The organism is Schaalia naturae, assembly GCF_042665795.1.
Taxonomy (GTDB): Bacteria; Actinomycetota; Actinomycetes; order Actinomycetales; family Actinomycetaceae; genus Pauljensenia; species Pauljensenia naturae.
Genome location: NZ_JBHTEF010000001.1, coordinates 2,359,518 through 2,375,859, shown reverse-complemented (window position 1 = coordinate 2,375,859; position 16,342 = coordinate 2,359,518). Strand labels below are relative to the sequence as shown.

The window sequence follows — 16,342 nt, the reverse complement described above, 5'->3', positions numbered from 1 at the left end:
TCCGCGGCGCTCATCGGGTCGACTCACCCGAAGTCCGGGGCGTCGGACAGCGGATGTTCCTCACCGACGATGATCGCGCGCAGGCGGTCCAGTGGGATCTTCGGGACGCGATCGGCGTCGGTCAGGCCGTTGGTCTCCTGCTGGGTATCCGTGAGCTGAGTGAAGCACCATCCGGCCAGACCCGCGCACCGGTGCACGGCGCCGAACAGGTCGCGGAGGTGCTGTTCCAGCTCGTCGACCGAGCCGACGAGGCTGTAGCCCCATGCCCCGTCGTGGTCGGGGTGCAGGCTCACCCCGCCGAACTCGCTGAGGACGACGGGCTGCTCCAGGGTGGACGCCTGCTCCTCGGGCGTGCCCACCGCGACGCGGCGGCCGTTGGGGGCGATCCCGCGGATCCACCGCGCGCGTGCCTCGAAGGTTCCGTAGCAGGCGAGGAGGCTGCGCGGGTCGTTCTCGTAGTCGTGCAGGGTGAGCAGATCTGACCCGGTGTGCTCCCATCCGTCGTTGGAGATCACGAGGCGTGTGGGATCCAGGGATCTGGTCAGGTGGTATGCGGCGCGCAGGAGGTCCTTTTGCGCGCCGTCCATCGCGACGTGCTGGACGCCCCAACTCTCGTTGAATGGCACCCAGGCCACGATGCAGGGGTGGGAGTCATCCCGGTGGATCGCCTCCTGCCACTCGTCCAGGAGACGTCGAGTGCTCCGAGCGCCGAACTCGTAGACGCTGGGCATCTCCTCCCACACCATGAGGCCCAACCGGTCCGCCCAGTACAGGAACCGGGGGTCCTCGATCTTCTGGTGGATGCGGGCGGTGGTGAACCCCAGGTCGCGGATGAGCTGGACCTCGGCGCGCAGGGCGTCCGCATCGGGGGCGGCCAGATGGGACCGAGGCCAGAACCCCTGGGAGAGCACGGCCCGGATCGGATGGGGACGGTCGTTGAGCAGGAACCGTCCCCGATCGGTCCCGACGCTGCGGAACCCGAAGTAGGAGGCGATGGCGTCGGATGCGGCGGCTCCGCCGGGGGGGACGAGGGCGACCTCGGCGTCGATGAGGACCGGGTGCTCCGGGCACCACAGGTACCGGTCCAGGTCCTGGCCGTTGCGCAGGGCGTCCACATCCAGTGTGAGAGCCGTCCGGGCGGTGCCGGGGGCGCAGACGGCGGTGCCCTCGGCCAGCGGGGTGCCGTCGCAGCTCAGACGCACGCGGAGCTGCGTTCCCGGACGGGGGCGGCGAGACAGCTCGGCGTCCATGTGCACCCGTGCCGCCGCCGCGTCCGGGCGCCACGCCACGTGGGTGAGGTGCAGAGGGGGAACGGACTCCAGCCACACGGTCTGCCAGATCCCGCTGGTGCGGTCGTACCACACGGCATGCGGTTCGGGCTGCCAGTCCTGCTTGCCGCGGGGCTGGGCGAGGTCCTCCGGGTCATCGCGGACGCGCACGACCACCGTGGAGGCGCCGCCGGTCCCGATCGGGGGGAGCTCGACGGTGAAGGGGGTGTGTCCGCCCTCGTGATGCGCCAGGTGGAGGCCGTCCGCCCAGACGTCTGCCTCATAGTCCACGGCGCCGAAGTGCAGCAGCAGGGAGTTCCCTTCGGTGTGTCCGGCTTCGGCCAGGTCCTCCTGGCCGATGGAGCGGCGGTACCACAGCACGCCGTGGAACGAGGTGTCCCCGATGCCTGAGGCCCGGGACTCCGGGGGGAACGGCACGATGATCGAGCGGTCGAACGGCATCGAGGCCCTGGGCCATCCGTCGCGGACCCCGCGGTCTTCGTCGTCGAAGGCGAACCCCCATGGGCCGGACAGATCCGTCCACCGCGCGCGGGCCATCTGGGGGCGGGGGTGGGTGTCGTCCGAGACGCGGGCGGCCGGGAGATGCTCATCCATCATGCGGATGAGCTTAGGTCAATGGTTATAGCGCTGTAAAGCTAGTTGAGCCGTCCGTCCGGATGGCTGGGGATGCCGCGCGGGCGGACAGGCGGGCCCAGGCGGCCGATGGGCCGCGGTCGGGCGGGGGCGGGGATCAGCCGGCCGGGCGCGGCGCGGGCGAGGTCGTGGCGCGTTCCGCGATCGAGTAGGCGGTGAGCCGGTGCCGGCCCAGGCCGTCGAAACCGGTCATACGGTCCTCGAGGAGGTCGAAGGCGGTAGTGGCCAGTGCCTTCTTGTCGGGGGAGACGGAGGAGACCGGCGGCGTGGCGTTGCGCGCGTACGCGGTGTCGTCCCAGCCCAGGACCGCGACCTCGCCAGGGACGGATCGGCCGGCGGCGTCCAGGGCGCGCATCGCCGCCAGGGCGAAGAGGTCGTCACGGCAGAGGACGGCGTCGAAGTCCACATCGGATTCCAGGGCCTGGGACACGGCCCGGACGCCGTCCTCGAGCGCGAATCCGTCGCTCTGGAGGACGAGGCCGGGATCCGGATCGATCCCGGCCTCCACCAGAGCCTCCTGGTATCCGAGCAGACGGACCCGCGTCGACGCCGTGATGTCGCCGCGCACGGCGGCCAGGAAGGCGATCCGCCGGCGGCCCTGGGCCAGGAGGAGGCCGACGGCCTCGTGGGCGGCGGCGGTGTTGTCGATCATCACGTGGTCCGCGGTGAGGGGCAGCGCGGCCTCTCCCAGGAGGACCAGGGGGGTGTCCGGCTGGAGGCGCGCGATCTCGACGGTGCCGATGCGGACGGGGTGGAAGATCACGCCGTCGACCAGGCCCTCCTCCCGGTCCCTGAGGACGGCGCGTTCGGCCTCGACCTCGCCCAGGGTCTGCTCGACCAGGATGCGGTAGCCGCGACGGGTCGCCTCCTCGCCGATGAGGCGCGCCATCTCGGCGAAGTAGGGCTGGTCCATCTCGGGGAGGGCGAGGGCGACCATGCCCGTCCGACCCGTCGCCAGCCGACGCGCGGTGAGGTTCGGCCGGTATCCCAGTTCGTCGATGGCCGCTTGGACGCGTTCCCTCATCTGCGGGGAGACGTGCTGGTAGCCGTGGACGACGTTGGAGACCGTCTTCATCGAGACGCCGGCAAGCGCGGCGACGTCCTTGAGACGCACGTGGCCCGAAGATCTTCCGCCGGTGGTCATGTCGTCCATCCTAGAGGGGCGGGGGCCAAAGGGTGTTGACTTTTTCTAGCGCTGTACACTACGGTCGTGAGGGTCACGGCAGTCGCCTCGGGGTCGATGTCGACCCTGCCCCGCACGCACCGGCGCGTGGGAGTGACGAGTGCCCCAACGACAGGAGAGACAGATGAAGCGGTCCCTGACAATGACGGCGGCGCTCGCTGCAGCGGCGCTCGCCCTGGCCGGATGCGGAGGCAGCGGCGGCGGTTCGGCCGCCAGCGGCGAGAGCGGCGATGACGGCGACGTCACGACGCTGACGGTATGGCACGGTTTCACCGGGTCGGACGGACCGGCCCTGCAGCAGGTCATCGATGACTTCAACGCCTCGCAGGACGAGATCAAGGTCGAGGCCGAGGTCTACCCGTGGGACTCCCTGTACCAGAAGTTCCTGACATCGGTCACATCGGACTCCAGCCCCGACATCGTCGCGATGAGCACGTCCAATCTGGCGCAGTACGCGGCGAAGGATGTGCTCTCGCCGACGACGGACTTCTACGCGGACACGACCTACATGGACACCGCGCCACTCGCGAGTGGAGCCATCAGCGCCTCGGAGTACGACGGCGTGAACTACGGAATTCCTCTCAATATCGGTCCGATCATGCTCTACTGGAACAAGGACCTGTTCGAGGCCGCGGGCCTCGATCCCGATCAGCCGCCGACCACGTGGGACGAGTTCGCGGAAGACGCCAAGAAGCTGACGATCGACGAGAACTCGGATGGCAAGCCCGAGCAGTACGCGATCTCGATCGGCGAGACCAACACGGTCCCGATCTACCCTGCGCTGTTCGCGCAGAACGGTGGAGGCGTCGTCTCGGCCGACGGAAAGACCTCGGAACTGGACAGTGAGGCGACCCTCGAGGCCGCGGACTTCTGGATGGACATGGTGGTCAACGATCACATCACCCCGACCGGGATGACGGGGGAGGACGCGGACCAGCTCTTCTCCTCAGGCAAGGCCGCGATGGAGATGAACGGCCCCTGGCTGACCACCGGGCTGACGGACGCCGGCCTGAACTTCGGCGTCACGGTCCCGTTCCGCGCCTCGGAGGACGCGGATCTCTCGGTCATGACCGATGCGGTCTCGTGGACCGTCCCCAAGACCACCTCTGAGAAGGAGAAGGCCGCGGCCTACGCGTTCTTCGCCTACTGGAACTCCGTCGAGGGGCAGACCACCTGGGCCAACGGCTCAGGCTTCCCGCCCGTGAGGTCGGACATCCCCGAGTCGGACCTGACCAACGAGTACACGAAGACCTTCGGCTCCTCCGAGGTGCTCGACGCCATCACGATGTACATGACCGGCGTCCCAGCGAACCAGGAGATCAACAACGACATCTTCACGCCGGCGCTCCAGAATGCCACGAGCGGATCCGGCGACGTCGACCAGCTCTTCACGGAGGCGTCTGCCCAGATCCAGTCGAAGCTGGATGAGTCGGAGTAGTGCGGGCCGAGGGTCGTCCGCCGTCGCGGGCGGCCCCGGGCCGCGTCGCCGAGAAGAAGCAACCGAAGGGGGAAGGAGAACGATGGGCCGCCGATCAATCCGTGCCCCGCAGACGCGCGCCGCGTGGCTCTTCATGACGCCATCGCTGATCATCCTGGCGATATTCATGGTGTGGCCGATCGTGAGGAACCTCTACCTCTCATTCACCGAGTACGACCTGCTGAGCGCACCGAAGTGGATCGGGCTCGCCAACTACCGGTGGATGTTCAGCGACGCCGACACCATGAATGCGCTGAAGAACTCGTTGGTCTACGCAGTCATCGTCACGCCGGTAACGGTGGCGCTCTCCCTGGCGTTCTCGATCGCTCTGAACAAGGCGATCAGGGCGCGGTCGTTCGTCCGGACGGCGATCTTCACCCCGTTCATCGTCTCCCTGGCCATCGTCGCCATCGCCTTCCGGTTCCTCCTCGATCCCAACTACGGGCTGGTGACATCGTGGCTCGAGCGGATCGGCCTCGTCATGACGCAGGGGATCCTCGCCGACCGAACCTCCGCGTTGGTCGCGGTGATGGTCGTCGGGGTGTGGAAGAACGCCGGTTTCTACATGGTGCTGTTCCTGGCGGGGCTGCAATCCATTCCCGGCGACCTGTACGAGGCCGCCGAACTCGACGGGGCCTCGGGGTGGCGGAGGTTCACGACCGTCACGTGGCCCCTGCTGTCGAACCAGACGATGCTCGTGTGCATCCAGGCGCTCTCTGCGAGCTTCCAGGTGTTCGACCAGATCAAGGTCATGACGGACGGCGGACCGGCGAAGGGGACCGAGACACTCGTCGTCCTCATCAACCGACTCGGGATGAACAACCTCGAGTTCGGAGCCGGGGCGGCGATCTCGGACCTCCTTCTGGTCATCGTCCTCGTCCTCTCCGGGATCCAGTACCTGCACTTCTCCAAGAGACAGGTGACGTACTGATGTCACAGGTCCACGCCCCTGCGGGGTGGCGCCAGGGCGGGGCGCACCGTTTGTGGATGGGGCTCCTGTCCGTGGCGATGATCTTCGTCGCGATCGTCATGATCTTCCCGCTGATCTGGATGGTCCTCACGGCCTTCAAGACGAACGCGGACGCGGCATCCGGCACCCCGACGCTGTTCCCGCGCGAACTGACGGTCCAGAACTTCCTCGACATCTGGTCGGCGATTCCGTTCGGCCAGCTCTACGTCAACACGATCATCTTTGCCGGCGCGGTCACGATCTTCTCTCTCGCGTTCGACACGATGACCGGCTACGCGCTGGCCCGCTACCACTTCAAGGGCCGCAACGCCGTCTTCATCGGGATCATCGTCCTCATGCTGGTCCCCTACCCGTCGGTCCTCATCCCCCTCTTCGAGGAGACGGTGAAGCTCGGTGTCGACCACACGCTCATCGGAATGATCATGCCGAGGATGTCGAACGCGTTCGGCATCTTCTTCATGCGCCAGTTCTTCCTGTCACTGCCGAAGGACCTCGAGGAGGCGGCGCGGATCGACGGGGCGAGCGAGATGGGCGTCTTCACCCGGATCATGCTTCCCCTGACGAAGCCGGCCATCCTGACGCTCGGCCTCTTCCATTTCCAGTACAACTGGAATGACCTGCTGTGGCCGCTGGTCATGTCGACGGACATGTCGGGAGCCACCCTGCCCGCGGGCCTCCAGATGTTCACGGGCCAGCACGTCGTGCAGTACGGCCTGCTGATGGCCGGCTCCGTCCTGGCGCTGCTGCCGCTGATCGTGTTCTTCCTGGCCATCCAGAAGACGTTCGTGCAAGGAATCGCCACCACCGGGATGAAGTCGTGAATCCCCCTGCCAATGATGAGGAGTCGAAGTGATGGAGAACCTGTCCCTCGGTGTCGGAATCGAGGACACCTTCATCCCACAGGAAGCGCCCGGGATGAGGAAGCTCGACGAGTACGAACTCACGCAGCACTACACGTACTGGCGCGAGGACCTCAGGCTCGCAGCGGAGTGCGGGGCCCGATACGTGCGATGGGGCGTGCCGTGGTACCTCGTCGAGCCTGAGCAGGGCGAGTACGACTTCCGCTGGATCGACGAGGTCGCGGAGCACACGCAATCCCTGGGCCTCGACGTGGTCGTCGACCTGCTGCACTACGGGACCCCGCTCTGGTTGGACAACTCATTCCTCAACGCGTCGTATCCCGAGCATTTCGGCGAGTACGCGGGGGCCGTGGCCGATCGCTACAAAGACGTCTTCCGCTCCTACACCCCCGTCAACGAACCGATGGTCAACGTCCTCCGCTGCGGGCGGCAAGGACTCTGGCCGCCCTATCTGCGGGGCGAGGACGGACTGGTCAAAGTGCTTGGACCGCTCTGTCGCGGGATGGCGGTCGCAGCCCAGCGCATCCGGGAGACGGTGCCCGACGCCCGTCTGGTCCACGTCGACGCGGGTTTCCGGTGGGCAGGGTCGAACTTCCCGAACATGGGCGAGCAATTGCTCGGCGAGTGGCGTTTCCTGGCGACGGACCTCTACCTCGGACGGGTGGACGGCTCTCATCCGATGGTCCCGTACCTGCGCGAGAACGGAATGGCGGACAGCGACCTCGACTGGTTCCAGGACCACGCGGGCACATTCGACATCATGGGGGTCAACTACTATCCGGCGACCTCGACGGTGCGGTACGGGGACTCCGGCGAGGAGATCTTCGTCGACCGCGGCGTCGAGGGCCTCACCGATCTCCTGCGCGCGTACTGGACGCGGTACGGCATTCCGCTGGCGGTCACCGAGACGTCCCGCAACGAGTCCGACCGAGCGAAGGCCGAGTGGCTGGCGGCGTCCCTCGAAGGCGTCGACGACCTGCGCGCCGAGGGGATTCCGGTCGTCGGATACACGTGGTTCCCGCTTCTGTCCCTGGTGGACTGGACCTATCGCGAGTCCTGCGAGGACGTCGACGGGTTCTGGAACAGGCTCGGGCTGTACGACCTTCAACGAGGAGCCTCCCGGGAGCTCAGGCGAGTCCCATCGACCGCCGTCGACCTGTTCCGCCGGGAGGCGGAATCGAGGAGATCTCCCTCTCGCTGAGTCCGCTCCTTCGGGCGGCGTCGCGCCAGGCGGACGCCGCCGTGGCGCCGCGCGCGACGTGCTGACGTCCGTCGGACGGCGACAGGTCACAGCGTTGACCGGCAGCCGCAGGCTCGCGCGCCGATTCACGCACGCCCATACCGAGGTCGCGAATGCCGGGCGACGACGTTCCCGACCATACTGGGGGCATGGCGAATGAGCAGGCACAGACCACACCGGACCCGGCGGCGTCGCGGGTGGGCGCAACAGACCAGGCGGCGCCGTCCTCGCCGTGCGGCGCAGAAATCGGAACCGGGGGAAGCGCTGACCCGAGGAGCCCGAAGCGTCCCCTGCCGGCCCCGACCACTCGGACGACGCGGCGCACGCTCACGCTGGACGGCGAAGAGCGGTCCTACGACGCGACCGTCGCCACGCTGACCATTGACACGAAGAAGGTCGCGCCCGCCGCCAGCGTCTTCCACGCCGACTTCATCGCGCTGCCCGACGGCGAGCACGCGGACCCCTCAAGGCCCGTGACCTTCCTGTTCAACGGCGGTCCGGGCAGCGCGACGACGTTCCTCCTGCTGGGGTCTCTGGGGCCGCGCCGCATTGTGACGGAGGACCCGGTGCCCCCGGCCGGCGCCGCCCCGGCCACCACCGCGCCCTACGAGCTCATCGACAACCCGCAGACGCTGCTGCCCCAGTCCGACCTCGTCTTCATCGACGCGCCGAGCACCGGGTTCTCGCAGATGGCGGACGAGGCGAAACCCGAGCTCTGGTCCGTCGACGGAGACGTCGCCGCCTTCGCCCAGTTCATCCAGAAATGGCTCTCCGCCAACGGACGATGGAACTCGCCGAAGTACGTCTTCGGCGAGTCCTACGGCACGGTGCGCGGATCCGCCCTGTCCTATGCGTTGCTGGAGGCCGGCATCGCGCTCAACGGACTCGTGCTGCTCTCCGACATCCTCGACTACGGGCACATCCTGGGCAGCAGCGACCAGGCCTACATCGGGTACCTGCCGACCTATGCGGCGATCGCCCACCACCACGGGCGGGCCGGTGGTCGAGCTGATCTGGAGGCTCACGTCCAGGAGGCACGCGTCTTCGCCGACGGCGCGCTGAGGCGGGCCCTGTCGCGTGGGGACCGTCTGGCCCCCGGGGACGCCGCCGCGGCGGCGGAGCGCCTCGGCGAGCTCACCGGGCTATCCCGCGACTACGTGCTGCGATCCGACCTGCGAGTCACGGATCCCCGGTTCCGCAAGGAACTGCTGCGCGACCAGGGGCAGGTCGTCGGCCGCTACGACGGGCGGGTAAGCGCCTACGACCTGGACGCCGCCAGCGACGACGAGACCTTCGTCGCCGACGACGCCTTCCTCAGCCCCGCCTACGCGGCGCTCGTCAACGCCTATCTGCGCGACGAACTCGGGTGGAGCGGGACCGAGGAGCGTCGCCCCTTCGCGGACTTCGACTGGGAGTCCGTCGAGCCCGGCAAGGGGTGGACGTGGTCGCACAAACTGCCTGAGCACACGAAGACGATGTGGGGAACGCAGCTCACCCACCCGCAGGTCATCCCGGATCTGGCGGCCGCCGTCGTGCGCAACCCGCGCCTGAAGGTCCTGGTGGCCAACGGGTACTTCGACCTGGCGACGCCCTTCTTCCAGACCGAGTACGACATCGACCACCTGGCCCTGCCCGCCGCCCTGCGCGCCAACATCGCCTTCACGTACTACCGCGCCGGGCACATGGTCTACACCAGCCCGGCCGCGCTGTCGAAGCTCATCGGCGACCTCCGCCGCTTCTACGAGGCCGACAGCGCTGGCGCGATGACGGCGCTGGACGAGCGCCCGGCGCTCCCTCCCCTCGGGCTGGACGCCTGAACCGGGGCGCCTGAGCGCGCGGGCCCGCCCCCGGCCCGGACCGGGGGCGGGCCGTCAGGGCGTCCTGGCGCGGGCACGCGAGACGCGCCACGCGATCCCGGCCACGGCTGCCACGGCGACGAGCACCGCCCAGTCCGGGACGGCCTGCGTCGCCAGGCGGACGGCGGCCTCCAGCTCCACCTGCTTCGAGGCCCCCAGGAGCCCGCCGAGCGACGAGGTCCCGCCCGTCACGAGCATCAGCACGCCCAGCGCGCAGGTGAGCAGCCCTCCGACGATCCCGGTGACGGTGGTCGTGACCGGACCGAGGCGGACCATGCGCGGGCGCACCAGGCGCTGGATGGCGGGAAGCCGTCGCCACAGCGCCGCGAGCAGCACCAGGGGGAGGGCCATCCCGGCGGCGAAGACCAGCAGCACCAAGCCGCCGTACAGCGCGCTCGCGGACATGGCCGCGACCGTGAGCGCGGCGCCCAGCAACGGCCCTGCGCACACGCCCGCCAGGCCGTAGACCGTGCCCAGGACGTAGACGGCCAGGGCGGACGTGCCGTCGGCGGCGCCGCCCGCGCCCGGTGCGCCCGGGGCCCCGGAGTCCACGCCTCCGGTCCGCCGACGCGAGGGAGGAGAGGGGAGGGGGACGTCGAGGACCATCAGCACGCCCAGCGCGATGACGACCGCGGACAGGACGGCGACCAGCGTGAGGCGATGGGCGGTGACGAAGGCGCCGACGGTTCCGGCGAGGACGCCCAGCGGCACCAGTGTCGTGATGAGCCCCAGGTAGAAGACGCCCGTTCGCGCCAGCAGCTTGGCCGGAGAGGAGAACGCGTAGGAGAAGAACGCTGGGAGCAGCATCACCGAGCACGGACTGAGCAGGGTGAGCACCCCGCCTGCCAGCGCGCCCAACAGGCCCAGCTCCATGGCGTCAGCCGATCTGCGCTGCGCCGGAGACGGTCGCGCCCCCGGGCCTCGCGGCCGCGCCCTCCCGACCGGCACCCGCCGCCCCGGAGCCCGCGGCGGAGGCATCGACCCCCGCCCCCTTCAGCGCTTGGTCCAGGTACTGGCGGAACACGTCGATGGGCTGGGCGCCCGCCAGCGCCTGGTCGCCGACGACGAAGAAGGGCACCGAGTTCACGCCCAGCCCCTGGGCGGTCGCGGTGCTCGTCCGGGCCGCGGCGCGCAGGTCCGCCGAGTCCAGGTCCGCGGTGAACCGCGCGATGTCGGGGACCCCGGCCTGTTCGGCGAATCCGATGAGCGTCTCGCGCGGCAGGTCCGGGTGCCCGCTGGAGGGAGCCGCCGTATAGACCGTCTCCATGTACTCCATCGCCAGGCCCTGCTCGCCGGCCGCGCGCGCCGCGACCGCCGCGTCCTCGGACTGGTCCCCGAAGAAGGCGACGTCGCGGACCTCCAGGCGCACCAGCCCCGAGTCGACATACTCGGAGAGGAGCGCCGGCAGGGTGTCGCGTGCGAACGCCGCGCAGAACGGGCAGCGCAGATCGGTCCACTCGACCAGCACCACGGGCGCGTCGACGCTCCCGGCCGCCATCGGATCCGCCGGATCCCGCGTCACCACGGGCGCGTCCGCGTAGGCGGCGCCCGCGCCGGAGTCCTCGCCCGCCCCGGTTGTCGGCGACGAGGACGCTCCCGGCTGTCCGGGCGCCTGCGACGCCGAGGAGCCGCCGGATGCCGGAACCGCGGCGGGCGAGGTTCCGCGGCCCATCTGACCGGCCAGGACGACCACCAGGAAGACGCAGATCACCGCCAGCACCACGGTCGTGCGCCGGTAGAGGCGAAGCCTCGACTCCATCGTCTGCCGGGTGTACTCCGTCGCCGTGACCACGGGCCGATCGTATCCGGTTTCCCCGCCCGGGTCCCGGTCCTCCGGCCGCCTCGCCGCGCGGGCTGGACCCGCGAGCCGTCCCCGCAGTAAACTACCGACCGATAGATTGTCTGTCGGGGAGCCCCGACCGGCCTGACCCGTCGGCGTCCCGGCGGATCGGGGCCGTCCTCGCCGATGTCCCGAGACCCAGTCCGTCCGTCCTCATGGAAGAAGACCGATGACGTCCCCACGCACCCCCTCGCCGTCCGCGCCCTATCGTGACCCCGCTCTCCCCACCCCCCAACGGGTCGCCGACCTGCTCGCGCACATGACGCCGGAGGAGAAGGTCGGGCAGATGATGCAGCTGGACGCCAAGGCGGACTACGCGTCGTGGATCCGCGACTACCATGCGGGCTCGCTGCTGCACACCTCGCCCGAACGGCTGGCGGACGCGCACCGCCTCAACGCGGGCACGCGCCTGGCCATCCCCCTCCTGGTCGGCGAGGACTGCATCCACGGGTTCTCCTTCTTCGAGGGCGCCACGATCTTTCCGACGCAGCTCGGCATGGCCGCGTCCTGGGATCCGGATCTGATCGAGCGCGCGGCCCGCGTCACCGCGGTGGAGGCGAGCGCCGCCGGCATCCACTGGACCTTCAGCCCGGTCCTGTGCCTCGCGCGCGACCTGCGGTGGGGCCGCGTCGACGAGACCTTCGGCGAGGACCCGTTCCTCATCGGCGAGCTCGCCTCCGCGATGGTCCACGGCTACCAGGGATCGGGGCTGGGGGATCCGACCGCCGTGCTGGCCACCGCCAAGCACTTCGCCGGCTACTCCGAGACCCAGGGCGGACGGGACGCCTCGGAGGCCGACCTCTCCAGGCGCAAACTCCGCAGCTGGTTCCTGCCCCCCTTCGAACGGGTCGCGCGCGAGGGGTGTCGCACCTTCATGCTGGGCTACCAGACCACCGACGGCGTCCCGATCACCCTCAACGAATGGCTGCTCACCGACGTGCTGCGCGGCGAATGGGGGTACCGGGGCATGCTGGTCACCGACTGGGACAACGTCGGACGGATGGTGTGGGAGCAACACGTCCAGCCTGACTTCGAGCATGCCGCCGCCGCGGCGGTCTCCGCCGGCAACGACATGATCATGACGACGCCCCAATTCTTCGAGGGTGCGCTGGCTGCGCTGCGCGACGGGCTCCTCACGGAGTCCCAGCTGGACGCGCCCGTCTCGCGGATCCTCACCCTGAAGTTCGAACTCGGCCTGTTCGAGGACCCGCGGCGCCCCGACCCCGATCGTGTGCGCGCCGACATCGGCACGCCGGACCACGCCGCGCTCAATCTCGAGGTCGCCCGGCGTTCCCTGGTCCTGCTGCGCAACCGGGGCGCCCTGCCCCTCGGCGAGGCCGCCCCCGCCGGTGCGCGCCTCCCTGCCCGGCGGCCTCGTCTGGCGGTTGTCGGCCCCCTGGCGGACGACGCCCAGGCGCAGCTGGGGGACTGGGTGGGCAGCTCCGGCCAGGCCGACTGGATGCCGGACGGACAGCCTCGCGAGATGATCACGACCGTTCTGGACGGGTTGCGCGAGGTCGGAGGCGCCAGGGGCTGGGAGGTCGCGTACGCGCGAGGGGCCGATATCCTCGTCCTCGCTCCGGATCCCGAGGGAGAGACCTTCCCGGACGGCCAGCCCCGGCCGCCCGTCGTCCGGCCCGTTCCCGCCGATCCCGACGAGATCGCGCGGGCCGTCGCCGTGGCCCGCGAGTCCGACGTGTGCGTCGCTGTGGTCGGCGACCGCGTGGAGGTCACCGGCGAGGGACGCTCCACCGCCACGCTGGACCTGCTGGGCGGCCAGATCGCCCTCCTGGACGCGCTGTCCGAGGCGCTGTCCGGCACGGGCATCCCCTTGGTCGTCGTGCTGATGTCCGGCAAGCCTCTGGTCCTCCCCGGGTCAGCCCTCAATGCGGATGCGGTGATCTGGACCGCGAATCCCGGCATGAAGGGCGGTCAGGCCCTGGCGGAGCTGCTCTTCGGAGACATCGAGCCCTCCGGGCGCCTGCCGATCTCCTTCGCCCGCCACGTGGGCCAGCAGCCCGCCTACTACAACCAGATCCGCGGCCAGCACGGTGGACGCTACGCCGATCTCACACAGACCCCGGCCTTCGCCTTCGGCGAGGGGCTGTCCTACACGACGGTGGTGTACTCCGATCTGCAGATCGGGGACGCCCTCGTCCACGTGGACGGCCAGGCCGGCGCGGAGACGGCGGTGCGCGCGCGGGTGACGGTGACGAACACGGGCGAACGCCCGGCGCTGGAGACGGTCGAGGTCTACATCAGGGACCTGGTGACCTCGGCGTCGTGGGCGGACAAAGAACTGAAGGCTTATCGGCAGATCCGATTGGCTCCGGGCGAGCAACGCGTGGCCGACATCGAGGTGCCGCTCGCAGCATGCTCGATCGTCGACGCGTCGGGCCGGCGGGTGGTCGAGCCGGGCGAGTTCGAATTGCTGGTCGGGCACTCCTCGAAGGAGGGGGATCTGCTGCGGGCCGGGTTCACCGTCGCGTCCTGACGACGCCGGCCCCGCGCAGGCGGATCTCACCGGAGGGGAAGAGGGGGCCCTCCCAGGGTGCGGTCCAGCCCGCCCGCGCGCATGCTGGCCAGCAGCGACTCGCCGTCGACGCCGTACCAGACCGGGATGCGCTCGGGGACGCTCCACAGGGCCCCGGGAACCAGGGGGGCCAGCGTGCCGTGGGACATGACCTGCTGGAGGTGCGAGAGCGACCTGATCGCGATGCCGGCGACGTGGTCGGGGTGCTCGCGGGCGAACTCGGCGTAGACCTGGGGATCGCGCTGGCCGTCGTCCCCGACGAGGATCCAGCGCACGCCCGGCAGCTCCGCCGCCAACCGGCGCAGCTCGCGGCGCTTGTGCTCCAGGCCGGACCGCAACCACCCCGTGTTCGACGGGCCGAAGCTGGTCATGAGGAAGGCGCCGCGCGGGTAGTCCAGTCGCGCGAGGAAATCCTTGAGCGTGGGCACGACGTTCCACGCGCCGGTCGACAGGTAGATGACGGGGGCGGCGTCCGGCCCGCCGCTCACCCGCGTGATCGTCGACAACAGGGAGGCCATCCCGGGAACGGCCTCGCGCGAGGACACCCGGTCCACGAGGGCATGGCGCATGGCCGTGAGCGCGCGCGGGACCATCGACACCATGACGGTGTCGTCGATGTCGGAGACGATGCCCACCCGCTCATCGTCGCCGACCACCCGGACGGGGACGGGGACGGCCCGGCCGGCGCGCACATGGCGGGCGCCGGGACGGGAGCGGGATCCGCTCAGGGCGTCGCCCTCGTGGACGCCGGCGCGCGCGACGTCGGCGGGGTGCAGCGGTTGGAGCCGCGCGGAGTGCCATCCGGGAGGAAGGCCATGGTCCGAGAGGGTGAGGTCGATGTAGCCCCACCTGTCGGCGAAGGCGACGGCGCGGGCGGCCCCGCAGGTGACCAGGACGGGCTGGCGCGGAACCTGCGCGTCGAAGAACTGCCGCCATCCCCGGCGTTGCGCCAGCCACCCGCGCTGGTCGCCGGAACGGGTCATGAGCGCTCGCCCCAGGACGCGGACCTGCGTGGTCGAGGCGTAGCCGCCGTAGGCGATCAGCCCGGGCCACCACCCGATCGCGCGCAGCGCCTGGGCGATGAGGACGCTCGAATGCTCGCCCAGGGTCGTGACCACCGTGAGGGGCCACGAGGGCGACTCGTCGTCGATGAGCGGCTCGCCCATCCATCTTCGCGCGCCGGCTGGGCGTCCGGGGGTCACGTGATCACCGGCCGGACTGGTCGGGCCGGTCGGGCGGCGGGGCGGCCGAGGCCCGCTCGACCAGGCTGGGGAGGAACTTCCGGTGCCCGACCGGGGCGCCGTCGGCGGTCGCGAAGAGCGCCTCCGCGGCGGCCCAGCCCAATTCCTCCATCGGCTGGCGGATCGTGGTCAGCGGCACCGACATCTCCGACGCCATGGGGATGTCGTCGAAGCCGACCAGGGAGACATCTGTGGGCACGCGCACGCCGGCGTCGCGCAGAGCGGTCATGGCGCCGAAGGCGATGAGGTCGTTCGCGCAGAAGAAGGCGGTGGGGAACGAGGCGGGCAACGGCCGCGGGGCGGGCCCCGCATGGATCCCGGCGTCGAGGAGCAGCTGATGGACGCGGTCGCGGGCGGCGTTCGCCGTGAAGGACTCGAGCGGGATCTCGACGAGGTCGACCCTGTCGTTCGGGGAGGGCCTCCTCGAGGCGGGTCGCCCGGCCCCTCCGGCGGAGCGGCGCGCGGCCAGGCTGACGGCGCGCCGCACGCCCGCCAGGCGGTCTCGGGCCTGACGGACCCGGCGGGGCCCGTTGAGGAAGGCGATGCGCCGGTGTCCCAGCCCCAGCAGGTGCGTGAGCGCGAGCTCCGCGCCCTTCTGGTCGTCCACGGAGATCGAGGGCATGTCGGGCGGCGTGGCCGGAGAGTCGAAGAGGACGACGGGGATGCCCCGGCCGACGACCTCGTGGGCGACGGTCAACGCGGTGTCGCTGGGCGTGAGGAGGATGCCGCGCACTCCCTGGCCGGCCAGGGCGTGCAGCAGGCGCGCCTCCTCCTCCACGTCGGAGTGGGTGGAGGACAGCGCCATCACGCAGCCGTCCTGGTTCAGGCGGCGCTCCATGCCGGTGGCCGCCTCCATGAAGAACGGGTTCGCGAGGTCGAGCACGGCGACGCCGACCAGGGGCGACACCCCGGTCCTCAGGGCCTTGGCCGTGGCGTTTCGGACGAATCCGAGCTCCGCGATGGCGGCCTCGACGCGCTCGCGGGCCTCGGCGCGCACGAAGGTCCGCCCGTTGACGACGTTGGAGACGGTGCCCACCGACACGCCGGCCAGCCGGGCCACGTCCTTGACGCTCGGTCGTCTCGCGGTCCCGGAGGCTGTCGGCGGGGAGGCGGGGGAGGTCGGACGGGACGCGGTCACGAATTCCTTCTCGAACGGATCGGCGATGGAGGCGGTGCGCGGGCACGACGGTGCCCGCCGTCCATTGTGCCCGATACGCGGG

The 16,342-nt window shown here is 70.2% G+C and carries 12 protein-coding genes; 6 read left to right on the top strand and 6 right to left on the bottom strand.

Annotated features, from left to right (window positions below; translation table 11 throughout):
* Window positions 1–23: 23 nt before the first annotated feature.
* Together ACFQWG_RS10535 and ACFQWG_RS10530 are read right to left on the bottom strand one after the other, a co-directional pair.
* Window positions 24–1,886 (bottom strand): glycoside hydrolase family 2 TIM barrel-domain containing protein, encoded by a 1,863-nt coding sequence (locus ACFQWG_RS10535; protein WP_380975101.1) that lies wholly within the window; start codon window positions 1,884–1,886, stop codon window positions 24–26.
* A 133-nt stretch (window positions 1,887–2,019) separates the two neighbouring features.
* Entirely contained in the window at window positions 2,020–3,066 is a 1,047-nt protein-coding gene (locus tag ACFQWG_RS10530) for a LacI family DNA-binding transcriptional regulator (protein ID WP_380975099.1), read from the bottom strand.
* Window positions 3,067–3,229: 163 nt separating this feature from the next.
* Between ACFQWG_RS10530 and ACFQWG_RS10525 the strand changes: the two genes are divergently transcribed.
* The 5 genes from ACFQWG_RS10525 (at window position 3,230) to ACFQWG_RS10505 (ending at window position 9,469) form a co-directional block, all read left to right on the top strand.
* A complete protein-coding gene (locus ACFQWG_RS10525; RefSeq protein ID WP_380975097.1) occupies window positions 3,230–4,543 on the top strand; it encodes an ABC transporter substrate-binding protein in 1,314 nt (437 codons plus the stop codon).
* Between the two features lie 82 nt (window positions 4,544–4,625).
* Window positions 4,626–5,513 (top strand): carbohydrate ABC transporter permease, encoded by an 888-nt coding sequence (locus tag ACFQWG_RS10520; RefSeq protein ID WP_380975095.1) that lies wholly within the window; start codon window positions 4,626–4,628, stop codon window positions 5,511–5,513.
* Window positions 5,513–6,373: a carbohydrate ABC transporter permease gene (locus ACFQWG_RS10515; protein WP_380975093.1), complete on the top strand. Its 861-nt coding sequence runs from the start codon at window positions 5,513–5,515 to the stop codon at window positions 6,371–6,373. Before ACFQWG_RS10520 ends, ACFQWG_RS10515 begins: the two co-directional genes overlap by 1 nt.
* 31 nt (window positions 6,374–6,404) lie before the next feature.
* Window positions 6,405–7,613, top strand: a complete 1,209-nt coding sequence (locus tag ACFQWG_RS10510; protein ID WP_380975091.1) for a family 1 glycosylhydrolase — start codon at window positions 6,405–6,407, stop codon at window positions 7,611–7,613.
* 188 nt (window positions 7,614–7,801) lie between these two features.
* Window positions 7,802–9,469, top strand: coding sequence for a S10 family peptidase (locus tag ACFQWG_RS10505; RefSeq protein WP_380975089.1), 1,668 nt, complete (start codon window positions 7,802–7,804; stop codon window positions 9,467–9,469).
* 54 nt (window positions 9,470–9,523) lie between these two features.
* On the opposite strand, the gene ACFQWG_RS10500 is transcribed toward ACFQWG_RS10505, so the two are convergent.
* Together ACFQWG_RS10500 and ACFQWG_RS10495 are read right to left on the bottom strand one after the other, a co-directional pair.
* On the bottom strand, window positions 9,524–10,381 hold the full coding sequence (locus ACFQWG_RS10500; protein ID WP_380975087.1) for a cytochrome c biogenesis CcdA family protein: 858 nt from the start codon (window positions 10,379–10,381) through the stop codon (window positions 9,524–9,526).
* A 4-nt stretch (window positions 10,382–10,385) separates the two neighbouring features.
* Window positions 10,386–11,300: a DsbA family protein gene (locus tag ACFQWG_RS10495; RefSeq protein ID WP_380975085.1), complete on the bottom strand. Its 915-nt coding sequence runs from the start codon at window positions 11,298–11,300 to the stop codon at window positions 10,386–10,388.
* 217 nt (window positions 11,301–11,517) lie between these two features.
* Between ACFQWG_RS10495 and ACFQWG_RS10490 the strand changes: the two genes are divergently transcribed.
* Window positions 11,518–13,842, top strand: coding sequence for an exo-beta-d-1,3/1,6-glucosidase (locus tag ACFQWG_RS10490; protein WP_380975083.1), 2,325 nt, complete (start codon window positions 11,518–11,520; stop codon window positions 13,840–13,842).
* 26 nt (window positions 13,843–13,868) lie between these two features.
* On the opposite strand, the gene ACFQWG_RS10485 is transcribed toward ACFQWG_RS10490, so the two are convergent.
* Window positions 13,869–15,047, bottom strand: a complete 1,179-nt coding sequence (locus tag ACFQWG_RS10485) for an App1 family protein (RefSeq protein WP_380975081.1) — start codon at window positions 15,045–15,047, stop codon at window positions 13,869–13,871.
* A 40-nt stretch (window positions 15,048–15,087) separates the two neighbouring features.
* Window positions 15,088–16,260 carry a LacI family DNA-binding transcriptional regulator gene (locus tag ACFQWG_RS10480; RefSeq protein ID WP_380975079.1) on the bottom strand — a complete coding sequence of 391 codons (1,173 nt, stop codon included), beginning with the start codon at window positions 16,258–16,260 and terminating at the stop codon, window positions 15,088–15,090.
* Between the last annotated feature and the right edge of the window lie 82 nt (window positions 16,261–16,342).

Coding starts and splice junctions, on each gene's coding strand:
- ACFQWG_RS10530 (WP_380975099.1), bottom strand. CDS start 3,066: ATGACCACCGGCGGAAGATCTTCGGGCCACGTGCGTCTCAAGGACGTC.
- ACFQWG_RS10535 (WP_380975101.1), bottom strand. CDS start 1,886: ATGATGGATGAGCATCTCCCGGCCGCCCGCGTCTCGGACGACACCCAC.
- ACFQWG_RS10515 (WP_380975093.1), top strand. CDS start 5,513: ATGTCACAGGTCCACGCCCCTGCGGGGTGGCGCCAGGGCGGGGCGCAC.
- ACFQWG_RS10490 (WP_380975083.1), top strand. CDS start 11,518: ATGACGTCCCCACGCACCCCCTCGCCGTCCGCGCCCTATCGTGACCCC.
- ACFQWG_RS10525 (WP_380975097.1), top strand. CDS start 3,230: ATGAAGCGGTCCCTGACAATGACGGCGGCGCTCGCTGCAGCGGCGCTC.
- ACFQWG_RS10500 (WP_380975087.1), bottom strand. CDS start 10,381: ATGGAGCTGGGCCTGTTGGGCGCGCTGGCAGGCGGGGTGCTCACCCTG.
- ACFQWG_RS10520 (WP_380975095.1), top strand. CDS start 4,626: ATGGGCCGCCGATCAATCCGTGCCCCGCAGACGCGCGCCGCGTGGCTC.
- ACFQWG_RS10510 (WP_380975091.1), top strand. CDS start 6,405: ATGGAGAACCTGTCCCTCGGTGTCGGAATCGAGGACACCTTCATCCCA.
- ACFQWG_RS10505 (WP_380975089.1), top strand. CDS start 7,802: ATGGCGAATGAGCAGGCACAGACCACACCGGACCCGGCGGCGTCGCGG.
- ACFQWG_RS10485 (WP_380975081.1), bottom strand. CDS start 15,047: ATGGGCGAGCCGCTCATCGACGACGAGTCGCCCTCGTGGCCCCTCACG.